Raw genomic sequence first — 24,003 nt, 5'->3', positions numbered from 1 at the left:
CTCACGACCATCAGAATCATGGTCGACGATCAAAGATCAGGTCAAAAAAGCAAACCAGCTAAAATATTCATTCTAGCATTATTGCCAATTCACTGCCTAGTCAACAACGGTGAATTGTGCGAATAATATAATAAAATGATATTCGTTATTTATCTCGTTGATAATGCCAAAAAATGCGGTTAGATATCAACCTTAATTTCATAATATTTCAAAATATTACAGAATTGAAAGGTACTAAGACGGGCAACTACTAAGACGAACAACTAATAGGCATCTGCGGTGTATCAGGCGCAGGCGCATTACTATCTAGATCATTAGCGATATCTTGCACGCTATAAGGATTGGCTAATAAACGAAACACTCGATCAACCTCTTCAAACTGACCTTGCTCTGCGGCAGTAATTGCACGCTGCGCCATGCCATTACGAAGGACATAAACAGGATTGTTGGTTGTCATGTCATCAACTGCCTGCTCAAGTGACAGCTGCTCGATCTGTGCCAGATAACGTGCTGACCAGTCTTGCCATACTTGCTGCGCATCACTGTTCAATTCAGTGGTCATATCAGTGGTCATAGTAGCCAGTAGCTTTTGCTCATAAGGATGATCTGCTGGTGCGACCAAACCGAGTAGGGCGCGGAAGCTATTAGTGTAGTCAAGCAAGTTGTCTTCTAATAGTGTCAACCATTCAAAGGCTAAGCTGAGACTCTCTCTTTGATGCGGTAAGCCAAGCTTGCGGCACAGACCTTGCTGATAGTGCTGCATAAAGGTTGCTTCGTAAGGCGCTAAACACTCAGCAAGAGTCTCACGGGTGACGCCTTCTAGGCGCATAAAGTGTGGCAGCCAAACGTTTAGGTTCCAATGCCCGATAGCAGGTTGATTCTGATAAGCGTAGCGACCCGTATGGTCTGAGTGATTATTAATCCATGCAGGATTAAAGCGCTCCATAAAGCCAAACGGCCCGAAGTCCAAAGTACTGCCTGTGATAGATAAGTTATCTGTGTTCATCACACCATGAGCAAAGCCAATCAATTGCCAATCAGCAATCATACGGGCCGTACGCTCGACCACTGCGGTCAAAAACGCCAAGACAGGCGCTTCGCTATCACGGCACTCTGGATAATAAGTGTCAATCATATAGTCGGTGAACTCACCCAGTACATCAGGGGCGAAGCTGGCAATCCACTCGACATGACCGAGACGAATATGACTATCAGCCACACGCATCAACGCTGCACCTGCCTCAATACGCTCACGGCGTACCCTCGTATCAGAGACCACAAAGCCCAATGCGTTAGAGGAGGCGATGCCAAGCTGCGTCAATGCATGACCGCATAGATACTCACGAATGGTACTGCGCAAGACTGCGCGCCCATCACCCATGCGTGAATAGGGCGTCAAGCCAGCACCCTTGAGATGCAAGTCTTGTGGCTGTCCATCAACATCGAGTACCTGCGCCATTAGCAAACCGCGTCCGTCACCCAATTGCCCAGCCCATTGTCCAAACTGGTGACCAGCATATGCCATCGATAGTGGTTTAAAATCAGCTGGCAAGTATAGACCGCCCAATATCTCAACCCAATTGGTCATCAGGTCCTCGTCGTTTGCCCAACCTAACTGCTGTGCAACTTGAGTGTTGAAGTGACCGGCACGAGGATTGTCTAGTGGCGTCGGTGGCTGCTCATGATAAAGGCGCGTGTCTAGGTTGACGTAAGTGTTTTGATAACGCATACAGGCCGTTTCCATTAAAATATAAAAGTGAGAATGTCACTATAGCATAGCTCTCATATGGCATCGTTGCACTCTGTCCGTCTCTTGTAATATCTGGACAAAAAATAAATTTTTCGGTCTTTAATTAACTGAATATGATGGATGAGATGGTTATTGTTTTTGGATTAGAGAAAGCAATGGTTCAGCCAATGTATTTGACCATTTATTATGATAATAAAATCATTAGAAGTAGCTGTAATGACATAATCGATAAAGTATAAGCAAAAAAATCCCCCTATCTAGGACGGATAGGGGGATGGAGAAGCTTCAAAATTATAAAATAAATCAGAGGTTAATTAAGCCGCTTTTTCGTTCGCGCCAATAGAGCGGAAAGCAGTTTTTAGATTGCTGTTATGCTCAAGGATTTTCTGTTCAATTTTCGCATAATCATGCTTTAGCTTATCATCAACTTCACGTAAGCGATCAGCACATTCTATTTTTTTCATTTCAATAGTTTGAGCTTTCAGTGATTGCCATTCTTCGACAGTTTGTTTAAATGCATCGTATTCAAACTTAATGCGGTCTTGGAAGCTCTTCATCGCATGAGGAAGATCAAGCCCAGTGCTTGTGGCTGTATCGATCTGCTGTTGTGCTGCTTTGAACTGCATTTGCACTTCGGCATGCTTAATAGTCGTATCATCAACAGTACGCAAATCCGTCGTTAAACCGATTTTTGATAAACCAGCAATCAACCATTTTGTTGGATCATATTGCCACCATTTCACGCCATTACGATAATCATACTGGAAGAAATGATGATAGTTATGATAACCCTCGCCCCACGTAAAGATAGCTAAGAAAAAGTTATCACGAGCACTATTAGTATCCGTATAAGGACGTGTACCAAACATATGACATAGTGAATTGATGAAGAAGGTGAAGTGATGAGTTAATACCAAGCGCAGCAAACCAGCGATCAGTAAAGTACCCCAAACATCACCAATGAGCCAACCAATAGCAGCAACCATACCAACATTCATGGCAACTACCCACAAACCATAATATTTATGCTGAATCTGTAAGACTCTGTCTTTGGTCAAATCAGGAATGTTTTTATAATCAAATTTACCGCTAGGGTAGTTGCGTAGCATCCAACCAATATGGCTGAACCAAAAACCACGCTGTGCTGAATATGGATCGTCCAAACGATCATCTACATGACGATGGTGAGTACGATGTCCAGAAACCCAATCAAACGCTGAGCCTTGTACGGCTAAGGTTGAACCTAACAATAAAAAGTTTTTGACAATAGGGTGCGCTTTGTAAGCACGGTGCGATAGCAGACGATGGTAACCCGCCGTGATACTGATACCTGTCCATACCATAAAGGCACCAAACACACCCCAAACAGGAGCGCTAACTTCATGAGTCCATAGATACCATGGCGTAATCACAGCAGCAGCAATTGGCGTCGCTACTAAAATAGCCGCTGGAATCCAGTTAATTGGTGCTTTGGTAAATTCAAACTCACGCATATCAATGCTTTGCTCTTGCGCAGAAAGATCCGCTTGCTCAGAAGCTTTCGCATAATTGCGTTTTGCAACAGGCTGCTCATCAAGCGCCATTTGCGCTTTTTTCTCATCGAAACGAGTTTTAAAACGCGTTACTTGAGTGCTGGCGGTCTTTACAAGCGTATCACCAGATTTGATAGCGAAACGTAAGCCTTTAAGCGGTAAGCCAAGTGCTTTTTTTGCAATCATATAATATCCCTAACGGTATTAATTTAAGCCACCATAGTACCTTAAAAAGCGTGTAAAGTGAACACTTATACACTATAAAAATATTGCTAAATAACAATAACTTGTATGGATTATAGAATGTATTGATCAAAAATACGAGTGACTTATCAGACATGAAGGAGAAGTGTAACAAGAAGGGTAGATATGTAGGAAAGAATGCGTTTATCGAAAAAATGATTAAATATCAAAAAAGTACGGATAACTCGGTCAAGGCAACAGCAAATGACTTGGAAAATCCGTAATGATGACATCGGTCTGCCATTTGATGAGCTGCTCAATGGTGGGAATATCATTAACCGTCCAAGCACTTACGGGCAATCCATAACGGTGGCTATGCTTGATGACGGCTTGGGTCAAAAGCGGATAATGAATGCCCAGTTGAATACAACCGAGTTGCAATGCGGTATTGGTCGCGCTTGCCAACGCTTCTGGCGTACGAATAAGCAAGCCGCGAGGCATATGAGATAATAGTTTGTGACGTTGTAAACGGTTGTGTAACTCGACATCGAAGCTCGTCAACACAACTGGTAAGCTGGCAAGAGGTGTATCAATAAATGCCTGCCGAAGCGCTGCAATCAATACTGCATAATTGGTACGGCTATGCGTTTTAATTTCAAGCTCAATAACGTTAAACCCGCTAAGCGCAGGTGCCATGCTCGCCAATGTCATAATAGGTTGGCCAAACTGCAATTGGCACTGAATCTCAGTCAGTTTTAACTGATCAATACGTGATTGCCGACCGCACATACGCTCTAAATCATCGTCATGGAATACGATTAAGTGACCGTCAGCGTTTAGTTGTATATCAAACTCTACGCCTGCTAAGCCTCTTGACTTGAGGTTTTGAGAGTATTGAAAGCCTGAAAAAGTATTTTCTAACGCCTCACCGCGTGCGCCTCGATGACCTAATAACAACGTATCTCTAAAATTTATCATATGCACCAATTATCGATGATTTTTATGCCCAATCATATAGCGTCATATCAACGACGTCTAACAAAAACTGCGATGCAATCCGTACTTTTTTGAATATGACTTTTTAGAGTCCAAATCTGCGAATGTTTGTTATGTTTTTGCAACCAAACGCAGGTTTTTTCCACAATGAGGGGCACTATTTGTATATCCATGGGCTACACTAATGACCATTTGATTTAAACACCGTATAATGATGTGGTTTTTATATCTGTAGCAGCTAGCGTTGCGATTTGAATGTTGAACACTGTCAGTCAGTGGCGGTACGAACCTGTAAATTGGGAGTAGAGTTAGTATGAGCGTAGCAAATATAAGTTTGAGCAAGTGGCATAAAGTTGCTGGGATTGGATTGGTATGTGGTTTGGCGCTTGCAGGCTGTGATCGCTCAGATAAAGAAGACACTGCTGAGCAGGCAGAGCTAACAGAACAAGAGACTGTCGATGCTGAAAATATCGTTGCGCCTGCGATCAGCTGTGATGATCCTATGGTGCAAGATCGCCTTAAGTCAGCTCTGAAAAATACGCTCAATCAACAAGCACAGTCATTGGCTGCCAGTTATGCAAATGATGCTGAAATCAGTTTGGCAAACGGTGTGGTTAGCGAAAAAACCAATGGCGTTGTCATTGACGTCCAAAACGCTGCTATCTTGCAACAAGCCAATGAAAACGGTATGACCACTTGTCAAGCAAGTGTCAGCATGACGCTACCAAGTGAAGACTTGTATCAAGCCAGTCAGGTACAAGCGGCCAATAATCAGCCAAGTCTACAATCGCGTTTAGCGCAAGACAATATCCGTATCAATAACAATATGCTCGTTGATGACGCGTTTACTTACATCGTCGGTACTCAAGGCAGTCAAGTGCGTACGCGTATTGCAGGTCAGCCTGCTTTGATTACTGTTGTTGCAGATGTGATGGCAGGTTCTGTATTTAAAACTGCAATGGATGAGCAACGCGCCCAACGTGCTGCTGAGCGCCGTGCAACGCAGAACAACGATACTACTCAAACAGCGCCAATCCGTCAGCCAAGAACCGTAACGCCAGTTGAGCCAATTCGCCCAACTGAACCTACGCCGCCGCCAACCATCAATAAGCCTGCTGAGAGTCAGAACAGTTCGACTGCAAACACCCAAGCAGCTGCTGCCGAGCCTAGTAAGCCCGCCACGCCAAAAGCCGTACCTAAAGATGAAACCATCGATATGGTGATCATTGAAGACAACAGCGCGACTTATTAATTGGTCATTGTAATAAGAGATAGCGATATCCAGTAGAGCGAATTGCTATCGCTGAATAACAAAAAACCCCGCGACATGATTGTTGCGGGGTTTTTGCGTTTCAGCTATTTATTGTCAAATACTTAGTTTGTATTATTGACTGTCAGTGAACGTTTTCAATGCTTGACTGTCCCACAACACCTCAGAGACTTTTTCTGGGTCTGTACAAAAGCGTGCAGCGACAAATAACCAATCAGATAAGCGATTAATAAAGCTGACGGCAGTACTGCGAATCGCTTGTGGACGCTGCTGCTGCAAGATCACGGCTTGGCGTTCAGCACGGCGACATACACTACGCGCCACGTGTAATTGACTCACCAATATAGAACCTGTCGGCAAAATAAAGTCTTTTAGCGGTGGCAATGTGGCATTCATCATATCTATTTGCTGCTCTAACCATTCAATATGAGTGGCATTAACCCCTTCATACTCTGGCATAGCAAGCTCGCCGCCTATATTGAATAACAGGTGCTGAATGATGACCAAGGCTTCAGAGAACTCTTTCTCTATAGATTGCCCTTTATTGTGCTTTAGTTGCGCACGTACCAAGCCGATATGTGAGTTGAGCTCGTCGATGTCACCCATGACGCTAAATAGATCGTCCGCTTTGCTAAGGCGGCTGCCATCAGCCATACCAGTGCTGCCGTCATCTCCAGTACGTGTGTATATTTTGCTTAAGCGATTGCCCATCTTTACATCCTTAAACGATTTTTATGATTGAATAGCGTTAGTTGCACGCTCATTGTAGTATTTTACGCCTGTTTTCGCTAAGATAATGGGTTACGTTTTATATCACGACGTTTTTTGGTCTGAATTTTTATTTTTTTGATTTATAGTCATGGTCGTTGGTATGGCTTATTCACACACGGCGGCTGAGATTTCACATTTCTTTATTTTATTTACGTTACAAGGCTTTTTTACTATGACCACACCACTTGCAGATGCGATGTCCCAACTTGCCATTTACGATTCATTGACTGGCAGCAAGCGTCAGTTTGTACCACTCAAAGCAGGGCAGGTTGGTATGTATGTGTGCGGCATGACCGTTTATGACTATTGTCATATTGGTCATGCGCGAGTGATGGTCGGTTTTGATATGGCCGTTCGTTGGTTGGCACGTTTAGGTTACGACGTGAATTACGTACGTAATATCACTGATATCGATGATAAAATCATTGCCCGTGCCGCTGAAAACCGTGAAGAGATTGGTACATTGACGCAGCGTTTTATTGAAGCGATGCATGAAGACGCGACTGCCCTTGGTTGTGAGATGCCAAATGCTGAGCCACGTGCGACTGATCATATCGATGATATGCAGGATATGATTGAGACATTAGTCACTGGCAACTACGCGTACGCAGGCGACAACGGTGATGTCTATTATGCCGTCGATAGCTTTGACGGTTATGGCAAATTATCTAAGCGCAATCTAGACGATATGCAGGCAGGTTCGCGAGTCGAAGTTGAAAATGATAAACGCAATCCATTTGACTTTGTACTATGGAAAGCTGCAAAACCTGACGAGCCGCAGTGGGCATCACCATGGGGTCAAGGGCGTCCAGGCTGGCATATTGAATGTTCAGCGATGTCGACTAAGTGCTTGGGTAGCACCTTTGATATTCATGGCGGTGGTCATGACTTACAGTTCCCGCATCACGAAAATGAAATCGCGCAGTCTGAGGCAGCAACTGGTTGTGAGTATGCACGCAACTGGATGCATGTTGGTTTTATCAATGTCGATGGCGAAAAAATGTCTAAATCATTGGGTAACTTTTTTACCATTCGCGATGTCATGGCAAAGTACTTGCCCGAAACGGTGCGTTTTTTCTTATTATCGAGCCATTATCGCAGCCAAGTTAACTTCTCTGATAGTGCCTTAGATGAAGCGCATAATAGCCTAAGCAGACTATATAATGCACTAAAATTGGCTGAGCAGCAAAAAGGACAGTCAATCGTAATCAACGAAGACTTAGTGGCTGAAGCTTACAATAGCGCGGTTGGACAAGACTTCATCAAGGCGATGAATGACGACTTCAATAGCTCGACGGCCATTAGCGTCTTATTTGGATTGGCTCGCGATATCAATAAAACCATTAAAACGGAAGACGTCGATACCGCATGGCAATTAGCCCAGCAACTAAAAGCATTGGCACAAGTATTAAATATTTTACAGCAGCCAGTGCAGCAGTTTTTGCAAGCAGTGACTGGTGAACAGGCAGAAGATGGTCTAACGGATGCGGTTATTGATGGTTTAATTATCGAACGTGCAGAGTCTAAAGCCAACAAAAACTTTGCTCGTGCTGATGAGATACGTGAGCAACTAAAAGAGGCGGGTATTGAGCTAGAAGATAGCCGTGCTGGCACCACATGGCGCCGCGCTTAAAATAATGTTTGCCGTCTATATGGTAAATAGCTACAAATCTCGTAATAAATTAAGTCAGCTTTAGGCTGGCTTTTTTTTGCTTACTGAATTAGGTTAAAGCAGCAGCGATATATTTTTTATACTTTCCTTTTGTAGACTGATGGCTTTGAAAACATGAATACACTTAAAGACAATCCTATGAACCATCATTGTGCCGTTTTGCGCTCAGATGATAATCATCAAGTAGATGTAGAGAAAAGTCGTTTTCAAAGCCATGTGCTGCAAGTATTGTTGGGCTTTTTGATTGTCGCTATAAATGTCATCTATTCACCCGCTTATGCAGCAAATAGTGAAAATGAACAGAGCACGAGCGAGCCAGAAAAACAAACGCCTAGTAAGCCTGATAGTTTTTCTGAATATGCCGCTCAGCAAGTCAATGCGCTTAAAGATGAAAGTGTTAGTATTTCTGGTATTACTGAAGAGATCTTTGATCCTACTGAACGTAACGCAGTAGAGCAGGCAGGCAGGCTACAAGGGGATACGGCACTGACCGGAGAATATAGTGAGAGCTACTATATTCTCGATAAACTAAATGCAGGGTTGCCACCGTTATCTGAGCCAGCTAACTTAGAAACACCGCTTGCAGCCTTAGAGTTTTTTCAATCAGCATTAATGAAACAGCAGTATGATTTGGCCGCTTACGCGCTAAACATGAATTTGATTGATGAAAAAAGTCAACGTAGCCGTGCGCTTGATCTCACAAAGCGACTGGATTTCTTATTATCTGAAAAAGAGCTCTATGTATTCGACGATATGCCAGATCGTCCCGATGGCTTAATTGAACCACCGCTTGGTAATAATAGCAGTGTCATGGGTATTGCTAGACGCTCTATTCAGCTTGGCTATGTTGACTATCGCGAGCGCCGTGTTCCTATTTATTTGCAACGAGTACGAGTAGGGGATGAAGCCCCTGTCTGGGTATTTTCGGCGCAGACAGTAGGCAATATTGATAATCTCTATGAGCAGTATCATCCAGCCGAGTTCGAGCGTTATTTGCCCACTTGGTTAAAGCTAAAGTTTTTTGGAATTGCGCTATGGGAATTCTCAGCGCTGATATTGTTCTTTTTATTAACCATGGGGATGGGTTGGCTACTGAGTAAAGGTACTGCAAAAATCATCAATCATTATATCGATGAAGAAAAATACAGCGTGTATGTTGGCAGTACCAATGGCGTCGCCGATTTGGTTAGCAAGCTAACAGTACCATTAACCTTTACCATCAGTTTTTCACTGGTTTTTACCTTGGTTTCTGGTGGTTTTCCTTATTTAGATGCAGTCGCCTCATCTACTCGTCCATTGATTTGGATTGGACTGGTATTTAGTACCATGTGGTTAGGCATTCGTATCATTAACTTTTTTGCCAATCGCTATCAAGACATGCAGATTGAAAATTTGGCTGCAGAGCATTTCGATAAAGAACGTCGCCGCCGTACTTATGTATCAATATTTCGCCGTGTGTTTATTTTCGCGATGATTTTGGGAAGCTTCTGGATAGGTCTTAGTGAATTTGCAAATATGGAAGGCCTTGGCAAAACTTTATTGACTTCAGCGGGTATTGCAGGTGTGGTTATCGGTATTGCGGCACAGCCAATATTAGGGAATATCATCGCTGGTGTACAGGTAGCAGTGACGCAGCCAGTGCGAATCGGCGATAGTGTGATAATGGACGGTAATTTTAGTACGGTTGAAGACCTGCGTTACACGTATGCCGTGTTAAAAACATGGGATGAGCGTCGCTTGATCGTGCCAATGCGTGAGCTAATCACTGAACGAGTGGAAAACTGGTCGCATACAGAAGTTCATCAGACCTGTCCTGTGTTTTTGTATATTGATTATGGCGCAGATATCGACGCTATCCGAGAGGCATTTATATCGATGGTCAAGGACAATAAGCTTTGGGATAATAAAACAGAACCCGAAATGTATGTAGTAGATGTGACCGAAAACACTATTCAATTGCGTGGCGCTGTTTCATCAGTAGGGCCTATAGAAGCATGGACGCTGGCCTGTGAGATACGGGAGCAAATGCTTGGCTACCTGCATGCGCAGCAGAACAAATATCTACCTACAGAGCGTTTTACGTTAACAAAAGGCGAATAGGATTCAGGAGTAACAATGGGCTTTGCGAGCTTGATTAGCTTTAAAAGCGAGTTATTAATGGTTTGAAGCATGATTGTCATCGATAAAGACGCACTTGTGTAAAATAATCTGACAAATATAGTGTGTCAGCGAGGCGCTTATTTGTTATAATGTGGCGTTATTTTTATAGGATAACTGAGTGGTTGGCGATGAGTCGGCACTGTGCATACAGATGCAATGATTGATACGCTTAACCCTGAGCTCCTACCCATCAAAATAACCACCACTAGGGGTCTGTATGTTGCGAATTGTCGATGAAGCCTTAACCTTTGATGACGTTTTATTATTACCAGCCTATTCTGAAGTTCTGCCAAAAACTGCTGATCTGTCTACTCGTTTGACCAAAAACATCACACTTAATCTTCCGCTAATCTCTGCGGCGATGGATACGGTGACTGAGTCTGAAATGGCTATCACTATGGCACAGCTTGGTGGCATGGGTATTTTGCATAAGAGCATGGACATCGAGAAGCAGGCCACACAAGTACGCCGTGTCAAAAAATTTGAAGCGGGTACCGTCGTTGACCCTATCACTGTGCATCCAGAGATGACCATCGGTGAATTGCTGCGTTTGACTCAAGATAATAATATCTCAGGTGTGCCTGTGGTCGAAAAAGGCACAGATAACGTTGTGGGTATTGTTACTCATAGAGATTGGCGTTTTGAGACCAATTTGTCATTGCCAGTTAGTCAGATTATGACGCCTAAAGAGCAGCTAGTAACTGTGCATGAAGGTGAAAGCAACGAAAATATCAAAAGATTGTTGCATGAGCATCGCATCGAAAAAGTCATCGTTATTGACGATAACTTCCGCCTGCGTGGTTTGATTACTGTTAATGATTTTGCCAAAGCTGAAAACAATCCAAATGCGTGTAAAGACGAGCAAGGTCGCCTACGTGTTGGCGCAGCTGTTGGTACTGGTGCTGATACGCAAGCACGCGTTGAAGCATTAATCGCCGCTGATGTCGACGTTATCGTTGTTGATACGGCGCACGGTCACTCAAAAGGCGTGATTGATAAGGTTTCTTGGATTAAGAAAAACTACCCACACGTACAAGTAATCGGTGGCAACATCGCAACAGGTGAGGCAGCAATCGCTTTACGTGACGCAGGTGCTGATGCAGTAAAAGTAGGTATCGGCCCTGGTTCTATCTGTACCACACGTATTATTGCAGGTATCGGTGTGCCACAAATATCAGCCATTGATAATGTTGCTAGTGCTTTAAAAGATAGCATTCCATTGATTGCTGACGGTGGTATCCGCTACTCAGGCGATATGGCAAAAGCAATCGCTGCAGGTGCATCATGCATTATGGTTGGTTCACTCATGGCTGGTACTGAAGAAGCACCAGGTGAAGTTGAGCTGTTCCAAGGTCGCTACTATAAAGCGTATCGCGGTATGGGTAGTTTGGGTGCAATGTCAGGATCAAACGGTTCTTCAGATCGCTACTTCCAAGATGCAAAAGATGGCGTAGAGAAGCTAGTACCAGAAGGTATCGAAGGCCGTGTTCCTTATAAAGGACCAGTTGCGGGTATCGTTAATCAGCTGGTTGGTGGCTTACGTTCATCAATGGGTTATACGGGCTCTGCCACGATTGAAGATATGCGTACCAATCCGCAGTTTATCAAAGTAACCTCAGCGGGTATGAAAGAGTCGCATGTGCATGATGTGCAAATCACTAAAGAAGCACCGAACTATCGAGTAAACTAGATCGTTCCGTGAAATACTTCTCTTTTATAGTTTTAAAATGTATTGATGTTAGCTGAGACGTAAGGCTGCAGCGAGCTTAAGATACAAACAGCCAACAATGCTATGTTATTGTTGGCTGTTTTTTTTGTAAAATACAGAAACAGATTATTACAACAATAGTATTGCCTGCGTATACGTTTGGCCTTTTATTTTTTTGACTTGAGGAACACATAATGAGCTATTTTGGCACTGATGGAATTCGCGGAAAATTTGGTGAATTACCAATTACACCAGACTTTATTTTAAAACTAGGCTATGTCACTGGGCTTGTCCTCATAGAAAAAAATGAAAATCCTACGCGTAAGCCAAGTGTGGTGATTGGTAAAGATACGCGTCTGTCAGGCTATGTGATAGAGGGAGCATTACAAGCAGGTTTTAATGCGGCTGGTGTTGATGTTTATATGCTTGGTCCATTGCCGACTCCAGCGATTGCGCATTTGACCCGTAGTTTCAATGCAGATGCTGGCGTGGTTATCTCAGCCTCGCACAACCCTTATTACGATAATGGTATCAAGTTTTTCTCAGGTGACGGCAAAAAACTTACTGATGAGATGCAAACTGCAATCAATAATAAATTGACGGCAATTATGAACGACGTTGGTAATGACGTTGCTATGATGCCTATTCTTGATCCTGCAAATTTAGGTAAGAACAATCGTATTAATGATGCAAAAGGTCGCTATATTGAGTTTTGCAAAGGCAGCTTCCCTTATCAATATGACCTCAGTCATCTGACGGTAGTAGTGGATTGTGCCAATGGCGCAGGCTATAGCGTAGCACCTAGAGTGATGCGCGAGTTGGGGGCCAACGTGATTGCCATCAATAATACGCCAGACGGCATCAATATCAATGCTGAATGTGGTTCTACCCATCCTGAGAGCTTACAGAAGGCTGTGCTTGAGCATGACGCAGATGTTGGTATTGCGCTAGATGGTGATGGTGACCGTATCGTAATGGTTGATGAGACGGGTAAGCTAGTCGACGGCGATGGGATCTTATATGTGCTTGCTACCCAAGGTAAAACCAAAGCTGAAGGTGTTGTCGGCACACTCATGAGTAATATGGGATTAGAGCTGGCGCTAAAAGATGCAGACATTAAATTTACTCGCGCAAAGGTGGGTGATCGCTATGTGATGCAGGACTTAGAGGCCAATGGTTGGATATTGGGCGGTGAGCCATCTGGTCATATTCTCTGCTTGGACAAAAGTCGCACAGGGGACGCTATCATTGCTGGCTTGCAAGTACTGGCAGTCATGCAAGCCAGAGAGCGTGCGTTAAGTGAGCTTGTTGAAGGTTTTGAAGTGTTGCCGCAAAAGCTAGTCAATGTACGTTTGTCTCAAATGCAAGATCCATTCAAACATGAGGAGTTGGTTGCTGCTTTTGATAAAGCACAGGCAACGCTAGAGGGTCGTGGTCGTCTGTTGATACGTCAGTCAGGTACAGAGCCTATGATTCGCGTGATGGTAGAATCAGATGATGAAATAGAATGTGATGTAATGGCTAATGACTTAGCTGATCTTATAAAATCGGTACTAGGCTAATAGTATTTGAGGCAATAAGTGGCATTCAAGATAATGAATGGTATTTAAGACAACAACATTATAGTTTTCAAATAAGGAGTTGCCATGAGCATGGACTTTACCGACCAACGCCTCTCATACGAGAAAGGCGAGCTTGACCAACAGTCAGTACCAACGTCACCATTTGAGCTCTTTAAAGCTTGGATGAATGAAGCGTTAGCACAAAAGGTGCAAGAGCCTTATGCAATGAGTTTGGCAACATGTGGCGCAGACAATAAGCCTAGCGTCCGTATTGTGTTACTACGCGAGATTACTGAGACAGGTATTGTTTTCTATACCAATTATGAAAGCGCAAAAGGGCAGGATATAGCAGAAAATCCTAATGCCGAAGCGTTATTCTTTTGGCATGAGCTGGAGCGCCAAGTTCGTATCAGCGGTAGTATTGCTAAAATAGCTGCTGATAAATCGGCTGCTTATTTCCAAAAGCGTCCCCATGATAGTCAAGTAGGTGCTTGGGTTAGTCAACCGCAAAGTGGTGAAGTGGCCAATCGTGAAGTCATGGAGCAAACGTTTGAACAGCTTCAAGCGGCACATCCTGATAATACTGCCGTACCAACGCCAGAGTTTTGGGGTGGGTATGAAATTACGATTGAACAAATCGAGTTTTGGCAAGGTCGCGCCAATCGGATGCATGACCGAATTGTGTATGCGCAGAGTAGCGGCGACGACAGTGAAGTCAGTGAAGGCAATACAAGCTGGACAACCAAACGTTTATTACCATAGTTGCTGTAGTTTGAAGCTATAGATTATAGAAAACTAAAAAAGCCACTCTAAATCCAATTTCTTTGGTATCTAGAGTGGCTTTTTTACGTTGACTATTTACCTTGTTTGGCATTATTTTTTATTCAACCTTTCATTCAACCTTTCATTCAACCTTTCATTTAATATTGGTATCGACATCCACTGAGACTGACATGCCAGGGCGTAAGCGTGCCAGTTCAGGCTGGTTTTGATCTAAGTCGATGCGTACAGGAATACGTTGAGCAATTTTTATGTAGTTACCTGTCGCAGGGTTGGCTGCAGCAGCACTAAACTCGCTACCAGTCGCTGGCGAGATATTACTCACGTGCCCCGTAAATTTGGCGCCGCCAAGCGCATCGACATGAATGGTCGCAGGCTCACCGATTGCCATATTGGCTATTTGAGTTTCCTTAAAGTTTGCAATAATCCAAATGCCTTTTGGCACAATATACATAAGCTGCGTACCAGCGCTAACGTATTGACCTTCTTTGACACTGACTTGGCTTAGCTGGCCAGATTCAGGCGCAGTGATGATAGTATTGTCTAGATTGATTTGCGCTTGTTTGACGCCTGCTTCAGCATTTTTGATATTTGCGTCCAGCGATGAGCGACTGCCGCTAGTCTTTTCACGGTTTTCTTGGGCGGCCTGTAAATTTGCTTCTGCCTGCTGTACACCTGCTTGTGCTTGAGCCAATTGTGCCTTGATATGAGCAACTTCTGCTTTCGATACTGCACCAATAGCATCTAAACCTTGATAACGGTTTACATCTTCACGCGCGCTTTCTACATTGATTTTGGCACTATATAAATCAGCCCTACGTGCTTCGATTTGTGCTTGGCTAGTTTGCGTGTCTTGGTCATTGGTAGAGCGGTTGGTAAGAGCTACTTCGGTATTCGCTTGTGCCTGATCGAGCTGCTGCTGAAAGGTTCGATCGTCTATCTTTATGAGTAAGTCACCTGCTTTTACATTGGCAAAGTCCTGCACAGCTACTTTGGTGACATAACCAGAAACCTGCGGGCTAATAATAGTTGTCTGACCTTTGACAAAAGCATTATTGGTTTGTTGTACCGTTGGGGTGAACGGTGGGAGTTTCCATGCATACAAAATCAATGCCACGCCAATGACAATCAATAAAATTAATAAGCCTAAGTTTAGATAGGATTTTTTCTTAGGCGACCAACCAGTAGTATCGGGTATTGGCTCTTTTGGCGGCATTGGTGGTTCATTGCTGTCTGAACTGTTTTCTACATCACCTTTTGCTGTCTTAGTTGCTGATTGCGAAGAAGTTGCAGCAGACTTTTCTTTACTTATATCGGACGCTATAGGTGTGTCTGTTGCTGGAGCGCCAGTGGACGTCTGAGGTATTTGATTAAGCTCATTTGGTTTTTCTTGGCTCATGACGTGCTCCTAAATTTTCAATAAATATTAAAATAGACTGGCTATAAATGAATGGGGTGAAACATTATTAATAGAATAAACTGAGTTATTTTGACTCACGCATTTTTGCAATAACCGCAAGCTCTTTAGCAAGTGGATTGCGCTTGTGGTAACGGTTATAAAAATAATTGATCAATAAAATGATCGTAACGAAAGTAGCAAAACTGGCCATCAAAAAGAACAGATCGCTATAAGCGGAGACAGTTGCTTGGCGTTGAATCCCTTGCAAAACTTGGCTCATCGCGGCCACATTCGCTTGCGCTGTATCCGTCGTTTGATTTGATAATACACTGCGAGTACCAGCAATTTGAGCGCTAAACGTAGGATCACCCAAATTCAGTGAGCTGACCATATCTGCATAATGGACCTGTGTACGAATGGTCGTAAATGCCTGAATAGCCGCTGCACCTGCCAGTCCGCCAACTGTTTGGGAGATGCCAAAAATCACTGAAAAACTAATAATATACGCAGGGCCACTGCCAATAGCCCGCAAAAACCCTTCAAAAACCAAAGGCCCCATGAAATAGACTGCAGCAAAGGCAATCAAAAACTGGCTAAGATAAAACATATAGGGCGCTGAATTAATAGACACACCAACATCCATCCAAGACCCTAAGGCAATCAATGCCACTGCAAAAATAACAGGTCGGCGCAAATCCATCGCATTGGTACTAAAAATACTAATAATCAAAGCCAGTGCACTGGCGGCTATAATAACAGCATAAAAAGTAACCAGCTGATCGTTACCGTAGCCGAGGTTAGCGAGCAATCCTGCCGCTCCGACATTTTGCTCAGATAGCAAAATCCGCATGACAGCGCCAGTCACCATAAAGGCAATAATATTGCGGCTACGCATCCAGCGGACTTGTAACATTGGGTTTTTGCGATGTGTTTCAATCCATAGAGCGATGCCAATCCCAACAATAGCAATCATAAGTGGATAGACGAGCCAAGGCGTCGTCCACCATAAAATCCTACCTTGCACCAAAATTACAGCCAGTGCCGCCAAACCGCTCGCAAAAAAAGCAAAGCTTAAAAAATCGAGTTTCTCAAATACTTTTTCGGTATTACCTGGCGGTAACTCCAATATGTTAATCAGTCCAAAACAAATCAATGCTAAACCAAATTGAAATAAAAATAAATTCTCAAGCTGACCGTCGATGGCGAGATAGGGCGAGATGATTCGTGATAATGGAATACCAAACTGCACCAAGCCAAAACCCAATATTAAGCCACTGGTCCGCTTGACGGTTGGCATGCCTTGCAAACAGTAGAATAACCCTAAAATGGTCATGCCACTTGCCACCATACCACTAAGTCCCCTGGCGACAATCTCTAGGTAATAAGGCTCAATTCCTATATTAAGCGTATCTAATAAGTGACTACTGATTAGCCACTGTAAACTCGTGGCGGCCAACAAAAAGAACAGAGTGATTTTGCTAAAAAGTGACATACCAAACTGCTGGCGAATTTTGTACAGCAGAACGGTGATACAGGCATTGGTCATATTATAGCTAACAGATATCCAGCCACCTTCAGCTGGCGTTAAGCCCAGTTGACCCTGAATTTGAGTAAGATTTGCGACGAGTAGACCATTTTGGAAGCTGGCTGTGAGACCCACAAAAATCCCAATAAGCAAATAAAATACTTTACGGCGTGCTGGATGGTCAGGATTGGCTGGAGATCCCACCATTATTGGCTGTTCGTGGGGCTTAAACTGATATTCGTTACTCATGGGCGTACCACAATCTGTATAAGGAAATAGAGTGATATAGGACAGATGCCAGACGGGGAGTCAGGTCAGTGTAATTGGTATTTATAGCGTGAAAAGCCAGTCAACTCACTGATGGTATCTGAAAGATAACCCAAAAAATTCAGAAAGGATTTTATCATAACTTTTATCGTGCTTTTGTCATCGACACGTAATTCATGGATGGTGCTGAGCAATTTGTTTGGTTGCTCTATAGCTTAATGCTCTCATATGACATTGATGACTATAATTCGATGGTTACTCATGCAATCATAAAATAAAGCACGCATAAAAAACAGCTCTATACAGAGCTGTTTGTGTGTATCGGAAAATTGGTCTGTCAGTTATGATGCAATGCTAAACGGATTGGTCGTACTTAGCCTCTAGCTGCATAGCGCGCTGATAGCTATCGAGACTGGCAAGCGCTTCAGCATACTGCCTGATATTCGAGTAAGCGTCGAGTTTTTGACGCTTAGCGAGAATGATTAAGTCAAATGACAACATAAAGTCAGCACCACTTAGCTTATCACCCACAATGAACGACTTACCTTTAACCGAAGCATCCAGATATTCAAACAATCTGGTTTTTTCTGTATCGATATAGCCACTCAAAAACTCATTGTCATCAATGCCTGCTTTTTTGGTAAATAGCTCAAGCATTAATGGCAACATCAGCGAGCTTTCTGCAAAGTCAATCCACTGCAGATAATATCCATAATCTGAACTATCTGTAGCAGGGCGCAGACGCTCTGGCGCAAATCGTTCAATCAATAACTCTGTAATCGCACCGGACTCAGCGTAAGTCTGTCCATCCATCTCGATAACCGGAGATTTACCGAGTGGGTGAACTGCCTTCAGGGAATCTGGTGCCAAATGAGTTTTGGCATCGCGCTGATGACTGACCACTTCATAAGGCACGCCTAGCTCTTCTAAGAGCCAAAGCGTACGCAACGAACGTGACTGATTAAGGTGATGTAAGCGAATCATGATATTAACCTTTGAGCTTGTTGATCAAACGCGTAGCCGCTTCTTCTGAAGATGCTGGGTTTTGACCAGTGATCAATAAACCATCTTCCACGACAAACGATTCCCAATCGGCCGCTTTTTCATAGTTACCACCGTTGGCTTTCAAGACATCTTCTACTAAGAAAGGCACCACGTCTGTTAAGCCAGCCGCTTCTTCTTCTGAGTTGGTAAAGCCAGTAACGGTTTTACCTTTTACTAAGTACTCGCCATCAACTTTGACGCTTTTAAGCGCGCCAGGTGCATGACAAACAAAAGCAACAGGCTTGTCTTGCTTGACGAAATTCTCGATCAATTCGATAGAGTTCTTATCTACTGCCAAGTCCCACAATGGACCGTGACCACCTGGATAAAAGACTGAATCAAAATCTTCTACTTTCATGTCAGCAAGTTTCTTGGTATTGGCCAAGTGCTCTTGCGCCTCTTTGTCGTCTTTAAAACGCTTGGTATCTTTGGTTTGTGTATCTTCAGTATCGCTACTAGGATCTAGTGGTGGCTGACCACCTGCAGGAGACGCTAGAGTGACATTAGCACCCGCATCGAGAAACGCATAGTAAGGAGCTGCAAATTCTTCTAGCCAAAATCCTGTCTTTTTACCAGTATCGCCTAGACGGTCGTGTGAGGTTAGTACCATTAAAATATTCATAATTATCCTTATTTATTGTTTATGTGTTAGTAACTATTGTGTTAGTAACTATATAGCCAACAGTCATAAGTTTTCCGTTGCATCACTATCTGCTTTACTTAATTAGCCTAGTTTTACTTAATTAGCCCAAATGCACACAATGACTGTTAGCATTATTCCTGCTTTGTGAGCAACTGTCAGTAGTGATATTAGCAATTTATGTTGTTAAGTAGTTATTTACAACGATTGCTAACTGTCAGTAGCTGCTTAACTAGTCAATATTTAATCAATAACTAGTTAACGTCAGATACTTTGATTACAGTCTTACCAAAGTTATCACCGTTTAACATACTGACAAATGCATCTGGGGCATTCTCTAGACCGTCAGTAATGTGCTCTTTAGTTTTGACTTCGCCTGACTCCACCCATTTGCTCATGGTTTTCAAGAACTCTGGAAAGTGGTCGCCGTACTCTTCAAAGATAATGAAGCCTTTGATGGTGAGGCGGCGGCTTAAGATAAGGCCAGTCAATACGCTCAAACGATCTTTACCTTCAGGCAGTTCGGTCGCATTGTACTGGGCAACAAGGCCACAGACAGGAATGCGAGCATGAGCATTGAGTAAAGGCATGACCGCATCAAACACGTGCCCACCGACGTTTTCATAATAGATATCGATACCATCTGGGCAGGCCGCTTTTAATTGCTCAGCAAAGTCATCGGCTCTGTGGTCGATACAGACATCAAAGCCAAGCTCGTTGACCGCGAAATCGCATTTCTCTTTACCGCCTGCCACACCAACAGTGCGAAGACCACATTGATTACCCACTTGACCGACCGTAGCACCGACAGGTCCAGTGGCTGCAGCGACAACTAACGTTTCGCCTTTCTGTGGTTTGCCGATATCGGTCAGACCCATGTAACCAGTGAAGCCGGGCATACCTAACACACCTAAACCATAAGAAGGGTTTGCCATGTTTTTGTCCAGTTTCAGGACGCCTTCGCCATCACTGACACTGTAGTCCTGCCAGCCGGAATTTGATACGACCAAATCACCGACAGCAAATTTATCGATATTAGACTCGACTACTTGCGCTACGGTACCACCCATGATGACGTCACCGACTGCTAATGGGTCTGCATAGCTTTTTGCATCGCTCATACGTCCACGCATATATGGGTCTAATGACAGATATACCGTGCGTAATAACATCTCGTTATCGTTTGGCGTTGGGATGTCGCTGGTTGTCATGTCAAAGTTGTCAGCGGTTGGTTCGCCGTTCGGGCGGCTGGCAAGTTTGATTTGACGGTTGGTTTGTTGATTCTGCTCTTTATCGAAGCTCATAGTAGGACTCCTTTATATTTATTCATTGTCATTATTATAGAGATATTAGATGTAGTAACTACTCAGCATTGAACTGAATAGCTACTATAAATAGCATAACGATATGTAGTTATTGTTACTGTCGCGATTTTTCTTATAATTCTTCTGACAGTTCTTGCTATAGCGCTTACTAAGACGCTTTGCTAGTCACAGCACGCTGCAAGATACGACGTGATACTTCTAGGTCGTTAGTACCATGTTCACCAAGCTTAACCATGTTATGCACTTCAAGCTGCTTGATAATTGGATCAATCGCTGATTCCGTCAAGTCAACATCTTCTAGGCTAACTGGCAAGCCAAGCTCGCGGAAGAAGTTTTCAGTGTAGACAATAGCCGTTTCGATGATGGCATCGTCATCTAGGTTAGTATCGGTAATGTTCCATACGTTACGTGCATACTGAAGCAGTTTTTCTTTCTTGCTTTCTTTTAGCTCACGCATGACTGATGGCAATACGATGGTTAGCGTACGTGCATGATCGATAGCGTGTAGTGACGTCAGCTCATGACCAACCATATGAGTTGTCCAGTCTTGTGGCACACCAGTACCGATCAGACCGTTCAATGCCATGGTCGCTGTCCACATAATGTTCTTACGTGTTTCTAGGTTTTCTGGATCTTGCTTAACAACTAGACCTTCATCAATAAGGATTTTAAGCAGGCTTTCAGCGAAGGCATCTTGGACTTTAGCGTTTACTGGGTAAGTTAGGTACTGTTCCATTACGTGAACAAATGCATCAGCCACACCATTCATAACCTGACGCTCAGGCAAGGTAAGTGTTTTGATTGGATCTAGAATTGAGAATTTAGGGAAGGCAAGTGGGTTACCAAACGGTAATTTTGCTTGACGTTCGCTATAGTTAATGACGCCGCCTGAGTTCATCTCAGAACCTGTGGCTGGGATGGTCAATACAGCACCCAAGTCGACAGCAGAGTCGATATTTTTGCAATAACCAGTTAAGGCATCCCAGGCTTGGTCACGTGAGACAGTGCCGTCTTCTTCAGTCAATGAAGAAACGAGTGCGACAAATTTGCTGCCGTCAATCACAGAACCACCGCCAACTGCTAATAAGAAGTCGATGTTGTGCTCATTAACCATATCAGCGGCTTTTAATAACGTAGTGAATTCTGGGTTGGCTTCGATGCCACCAAATTCAAATACAGTACGGTTACCGCTTGCCGCTAATGCAGTTTTTACTTCGTCTAAAGTACCAGTACGCTGTGCTGAACCACCACCATAAGTAATGAGTACACGCGCATCAGTAGGGACTAGATCTGATAATTGCTCGATTTGACCTTCACCAAAAACGATACGGACTGGGTTGTAGTATTGGAAGTTATTCATAAGATTCCTAATTAGTAATAAAAAGTTTTTAATAAAAACGGTTCAATTAAATGGTTTTGACATGGGATATTGTCTGATATCAATCAATGAATGATAAGCAATGCTCGTATAGACATTCATTCTTAATATTTATGCGCATTGTACACCAATTAGACCAGTCGTCTAGTTATATTTACAAAACTCTCGTATAACTGTCTAAGCCGTATTCAAATGTCTTTAAGAAATTCGTTTAAAAAAGAGAAGGCAATGAAGCACACTGAATAATCAAGCATAGTACTGACAGCTACTATCTATGAGCGTTATGAATATTCAATGTGCCTTAATGGTTACGTTAGAAGTACAGTCGATAGAAATTCAAACGGTTAACGATTAGCGTCCCATTTGGGTCGTTGTCATCTGCCAAATTTCTGCTAAAGGCGTATTGGTTTGGCTAATCTTTGCAATTAAGCTTGCACCAAGCCATGCAAAATACCAACGCTTGGCCATACTCTCAGCCGAGATGTTATCGTGACGAGGGACAGACTCATCGAGCCAGCCAGCTTTGATCTGCTTGGCGAGCCACATAGTCGTTTGCTGATAGCCAGTATCGAGTGCCTTACGCATGGTTTCTGACATATCGGCTACCTCTGCGCTGAGCTTCACTACCAAGCATTTTTCATGGTCACAGCCGTTCTGCTGGGTGTCATACCAGTTTTGAAAATAATCATATAGTTTTTGCTGTGCACTGACATCTTGTGCATCGATGACATCCAACCGAGTCTTATATAAACTAAAATAATGATTAATAATTGCTTCACCAAAGGCTTCTTTAGAAGCAAAGTAGTGGTAAAAAGAACCCTTTGGCACACCTGCTGTATCTAAAATTTGCTTTAGACCAACAGCGGTAAAACCTTTCTTAGCAATTAATTGGTAGCCAGTAGCAAGTAAATGAGCTTTGGTATCTGGGGTAGTTGCGTCTGTATTAGACATAAATAGGATTGTCTCCCTTAGTAGTTGCTTATATTAGCGTATGCATTAGATAGTCAGTTAAAACAGTTAACGTTCATTTGAACGTCACGTTGATGGCGTATTGTAATAGGATATAGTTATATATGTTACGTTTTATCAACAATATTCACTGACAAAGTAGTCTTGTTTTATTAATAGCTATGGTAGCATTAGACCAGTCGTCTAGCAAGGTGGGTTTTGTTGTTATCCGTTACCGTTAGTATTTATTACTAAAGATCATTTCTCATTAGAGCTTTTTTTGGTGGTGTATCAAAAAGTATGCTGGGGTAATAAAGGAAGGGTGACAGTCAAAGCAAGATGATATATTTGAGGTTATGAAGACACAAATACAGATCAATTGCCCCGACTGTCACAGTCTTAGTCTAAAGAAAAATGGCATAAAAAGCTATGGCAAGCAGAACTACCAATGTAAGGACTGCAAACGTCAGTTTATTGGCGATCATGCAGTAACCTATAACGGCTGTCACTCTAGAATAGAAGATCTCATACGACTGATGACTGTCCGAGGTTGTGGTGTTAGAGACATAGCCATCATTACCTCGGTGAGTATTGGTAAAGTACTTGGCACCATAGGCTCATCTGTTTATAAGATCGCGCCTAAGAAGCGCTATTATGAACGCTTAGAGGTTGATGAGTTCTGGACTTACGTGTATCGCAAGAAGCGTAAAGTCTGGCTCATCTACGCTTATGACCGTGCTACTAATGAGATTGTCGCTTATGTCTGGGGCAAACGTGACCTAAAAACGGCTAAGAAGTTAAGAGCACGTTTAAAGCAGCTTACAGTCAGCTATGATTCTATTAGTATGGACAACTGGGACAGCTTCATAACGGCATTTAAACCAGATAACAAACGAATTGGCAAACAGCATACGGTAGGCATAGAAGGCAATAACTGCCGTCTTAGACACCGACTAAAACGAGCCGTTAGAAGAACCTGTTGTTTCTCGAAGAAGCTCGATAATCACTTAAAAGTGTTTGATCTGGTGTTCTTTTATGTCAATTATGGCTACGTATGATGCCAGCATACTTTTTAGAACACCACCCTTTTTTT

The 24,003-nt window shown here is 43.2% G+C and carries 18 protein-coding genes; 7 read left to right on the top strand and 11 right to left on the bottom strand.

Translation table 11 applies throughout. The features are described from left to right. Positions 1–250: 250 nt before the first annotated feature. From ACS8FA_RS22665 to ACS8FA_RS22655, 3 genes are all read right to left on the bottom strand, one after another. Complete coding sequence (locus ACS8FA_RS22665; protein WP_439265874.1) at positions 251–1,729, bottom strand: protein adenylyltransferase SelO; 1,479 nt, start codon at positions 1,727–1,729, stop codon at positions 251–253. Positions 1,730–2,064: 335 nt separating this feature from the next. Beyond that, positions 2,065–3,243: an acyl-CoA desaturase gene (locus ACS8FA_RS22660; RefSeq protein WP_179799003.1), complete on the bottom strand. Its 1,179-nt coding sequence runs from the start codon at positions 3,241–3,243 to the stop codon at positions 2,065–2,067. 471 nt (positions 3,244–3,714) lie between these two features. Further along, positions 3,715–4,443 (bottom strand): glycerophosphodiester phosphodiesterase, encoded by a 729-nt coding sequence (locus ACS8FA_RS22655; RefSeq protein WP_165598010.1) that lies wholly within the window; start codon positions 4,441–4,443, stop codon positions 3,715–3,717. Between the two features lie 331 nt (positions 4,444–4,774). Between ACS8FA_RS22655 and ACS8FA_RS22650 the strand changes: the two genes are divergently transcribed. Continuing rightward, positions 4,775–5,713: a hypothetical protein gene (locus tag ACS8FA_RS22650; RefSeq protein WP_439265873.1), complete on the top strand. Its 939-nt coding sequence runs from the start codon at positions 4,775–4,777 to the stop codon at positions 5,711–5,713. Positions 5,714–5,845: 132 nt separating this feature from the next. Here the strand turns inward: ACS8FA_RS22650 and ACS8FA_RS22645 are convergent, their stop codons facing one another. Beyond that, positions 5,846–6,442, bottom strand: a complete 597-nt coding sequence (locus ACS8FA_RS22645) for a cob(I)yrinic acid a,c-diamide adenosyltransferase (RefSeq protein WP_057760540.1) — start codon at positions 6,440–6,442, stop codon at positions 5,846–5,848. Positions 6,443–6,674: 232 nt separating this feature from the next. On the opposite strand from ACS8FA_RS22645, the gene cysS reads away from it, so the two are divergent. The 5 genes from cysS to pdxH all read left to right on the top strand — a co-directional run bounded on the left by cysS (position 6,675) and on the right by pdxH (position 14,366). Further along, positions 6,675–8,135, top strand: coding sequence for a cysteine--tRNA ligase (gene cysS, locus ACS8FA_RS22640; RefSeq protein ID WP_439265981.1), 1,461 nt, complete (start codon positions 6,675–6,677; stop codon positions 8,133–8,135). 153 nt (positions 8,136–8,288) lie between these two features. Continuing rightward, the gene (locus ACS8FA_RS22635; protein WP_228707068.1) at positions 8,289–10,274 is read left to right on the top strand and encodes a mechanosensitive ion channel family protein; all 1,986 of its coding nucleotides are present in this window, start codon (positions 8,289–8,291) and stop codon (positions 10,272–10,274) included. A gap of 277 nt (positions 10,275–10,551) precedes the next feature. Then, positions 10,552–12,024 (top strand): IMP dehydrogenase, encoded by a 1,473-nt coding sequence (gene guaB, locus ACS8FA_RS22630; RefSeq protein WP_057760534.1) that lies wholly within the window; start codon positions 10,552–10,554, stop codon positions 12,022–12,024. A gap of 212 nt (positions 12,025–12,236) precedes the next feature. Then, a complete protein-coding gene (gene glmM / locus ACS8FA_RS22625) occupies positions 12,237–13,604 on the top strand; it encodes a phosphoglucosamine mutase (protein WP_102091471.1) in 1,368 nt (455 codons plus the stop codon). Between the two features lie 90 nt (positions 13,605–13,694). Continuing rightward, positions 13,695–14,366, top strand: coding sequence for a pyridoxamine 5'-phosphate oxidase (gene pdxH / locus ACS8FA_RS22620; protein WP_180958116.1), 672 nt, complete (start codon positions 13,695–13,697; stop codon positions 14,364–14,366). A gap of 154 nt (positions 14,367–14,520) precedes the next feature. Here the strand turns inward: pdxH and ACS8FA_RS22615 are convergent, their stop codons facing one another. From ACS8FA_RS22615 to ACS8FA_RS22585, 7 genes are all read right to left on the bottom strand, one after another. Beyond that, positions 14,521–15,783 (bottom strand): HlyD family secretion protein, encoded by a 1,263-nt coding sequence (locus ACS8FA_RS22615; protein WP_439265870.1) that lies wholly within the window; start codon positions 15,781–15,783, stop codon positions 14,521–14,523. Between the two features lie 85 nt (positions 15,784–15,868). Further along, positions 15,869–17,557 carry an MFS transporter gene (locus ACS8FA_RS22610; RefSeq protein WP_439265868.1) on the bottom strand — a complete coding sequence of 563 codons (1,689 nt, stop codon included), beginning with the start codon at positions 17,555–17,557 and terminating at the stop codon, positions 15,869–15,871. Positions 17,558–17,929: 372 nt separating this feature from the next. Further along, entirely contained in the window at positions 17,930–18,559 is a 630-nt protein-coding gene (locus ACS8FA_RS22605) for a glutathione S-transferase family protein (RefSeq protein WP_102077995.1), read from the bottom strand. 4 nt (positions 18,560–18,563) lie between these two features. Beyond that, positions 18,564–19,241: a type 1 glutamine amidotransferase domain-containing protein gene (locus tag ACS8FA_RS22600; RefSeq protein ID WP_238052204.1), complete on the bottom strand. Its 678-nt coding sequence runs from the start codon at positions 19,239–19,241 to the stop codon at positions 18,564–18,566. 272 nt (positions 19,242–19,513) lie between these two features. Further along, positions 19,514–20,563, bottom strand: coding sequence for an NADPH-dependent curcumin/dihydrocurcumin reductase (gene curA, locus ACS8FA_RS22595; RefSeq protein WP_439265865.1), 1,050 nt, complete (start codon positions 20,561–20,563; stop codon positions 19,514–19,516). 169 nt (positions 20,564–20,732) lie between these two features. Next, positions 20,733–21,944, bottom strand: a complete 1,212-nt coding sequence (locus ACS8FA_RS22590) for an iron-containing alcohol dehydrogenase (protein ID WP_179798911.1) — start codon at positions 21,942–21,944, stop codon at positions 20,733–20,735. Between the two features lie 369 nt (positions 21,945–22,313). Next, on the bottom strand, positions 22,314–22,913 hold the full coding sequence (locus tag ACS8FA_RS22585) for a TetR/AcrR family transcriptional regulator (RefSeq protein WP_057760518.1): 600 nt from the start codon (positions 22,911–22,913) through the stop codon (positions 22,314–22,316). A gap of 353 nt (positions 22,914–23,266) precedes the next feature. Here ACS8FA_RS22585 and ACS8FA_RS22580 point away from each other — a divergent pair, with 353 nt between their 5' ends. After that, positions 23,267–23,968 carry an IS1 family transposase gene (locus ACS8FA_RS22580; protein ID WP_520758224.1) on the top strand — a complete coding sequence of 234 codons (702 nt, stop codon included), beginning with the start codon at positions 23,267–23,269 and terminating at the stop codon, positions 23,966–23,968. The last annotated feature ends 35 nt before the right edge of the window (positions 23,969–24,003 follow it).

The organism is Psychrobacter sp. 1Y1 (assembly GCF_051847395.2).
In the GTDB taxonomy this organism is placed as follows: Bacteria; Pseudomonadota; Gammaproteobacteria; order Pseudomonadales; family Moraxellaceae; genus Psychrobacter.
This window is presented reverse-complemented; position numbering and strand designations above follow the sequence as displayed.

What these genes read in the sequence shown, in the direction of transcription:
- ACS8FA_RS22665 (WP_439265874.1), bottom strand. Translation starts at nt 1,729, where the DNA reads ATGCGTTATCAAAACACTTACGTCAACCTAGACACGCGCCTTTATCAT.
- ACS8FA_RS22660 (WP_179799003.1), bottom strand. Translation starts at nt 3,243, where the DNA reads ATGCGTGAGTTTGAATTTACCAAAGCACCAATTAACTGGATTCCAGCG.
- ACS8FA_RS22655 (WP_165598010.1), bottom strand. Translation starts at nt 4,443, where the DNA reads ATGATAAATTTTAGAGATACGTTGTTATTAGGTCATCGAGGCGCACGC.
- ACS8FA_RS22650 (WP_439265873.1), top strand. Translation starts at nt 4,775, where the DNA reads ATGAGCGTAGCAAATATAAGTTTGAGCAAGTGGCATAAAGTTGCTGGG.
- ACS8FA_RS22645 (WP_057760540.1), bottom strand. Translation starts at nt 6,442, where the DNA reads ATGGGCAATCGCTTAAGCAAAATATACACACGTACTGGAGATGACGGC.
- cysS (WP_439265981.1), top strand. Translation starts at nt 6,675, where the DNA reads ATGACCACACCACTTGCAGATGCGATGTCCCAACTTGCCATTTACGAT.
- ACS8FA_RS22635 (WP_228707068.1), top strand. Translation starts at nt 8,289, where the DNA reads ATGAATACACTTAAAGACAATCCTATGAACCATCATTGTGCCGTTTTG.
- guaB (WP_057760534.1), top strand. Translation starts at nt 10,552, where the DNA reads ATGTTGCGAATTGTCGATGAAGCCTTAACCTTTGATGACGTTTTATTA.
- glmM (WP_102091471.1), top strand. Translation starts at nt 12,237, where the DNA reads ATGAGCTATTTTGGCACTGATGGAATTCGCGGAAAATTTGGTGAATTA.
- pdxH (WP_180958116.1), top strand. Translation starts at nt 13,695, where the DNA reads ATGGACTTTACCGACCAACGCCTCTCATACGAGAAAGGCGAGCTTGAC.
- ACS8FA_RS22615 (WP_439265870.1), bottom strand. Translation starts at nt 15,783, where the DNA reads ATGAGCCAAGAAAAACCAAATGAGCTTAATCAAATACCTCAGACGTCC.
- ACS8FA_RS22610 (WP_439265868.1), bottom strand. Translation starts at nt 17,557, where the DNA reads ATGAGTAACGAATATCAGTTTAAGCCCCACGAACAGCCAATAATGGTG.
- ACS8FA_RS22605 (WP_102077995.1), bottom strand. Translation starts at nt 18,559, where the DNA reads ATGATTCGCTTACATCACCTTAATCAGTCACGTTCGTTGCGTACGCTT.
- ACS8FA_RS22600 (WP_238052204.1), bottom strand. Translation starts at nt 19,241, where the DNA reads ATGAATATTTTAATGGTACTAACCTCACACGACCGTCTAGGCGATACT.
- curA (WP_439265865.1), bottom strand. Translation starts at nt 20,563, where the DNA reads ATGAGCTTCGATAAAGAGCAGAATCAACAAACCAACCGTCAAATCAAA.
- ACS8FA_RS22590 (WP_179798911.1), bottom strand. Translation starts at nt 21,944, where the DNA reads ATGAATAACTTCCAATACTACAACCCAGTCCGTATCGTTTTTGGTGAA.
- ACS8FA_RS22585 (WP_057760518.1), bottom strand. Translation starts at nt 22,913, where the DNA reads ATGTCTAATACAGACGCAACTACCCCAGATACCAAAGCTCATTTACTT.
- ACS8FA_RS22580 (WP_520758224.1), top strand. Translation starts at nt 23,267, where the DNA reads ATGAAGACACAAATACAGATCAATTGCCCCGACTGTCACAGTCTTAGT.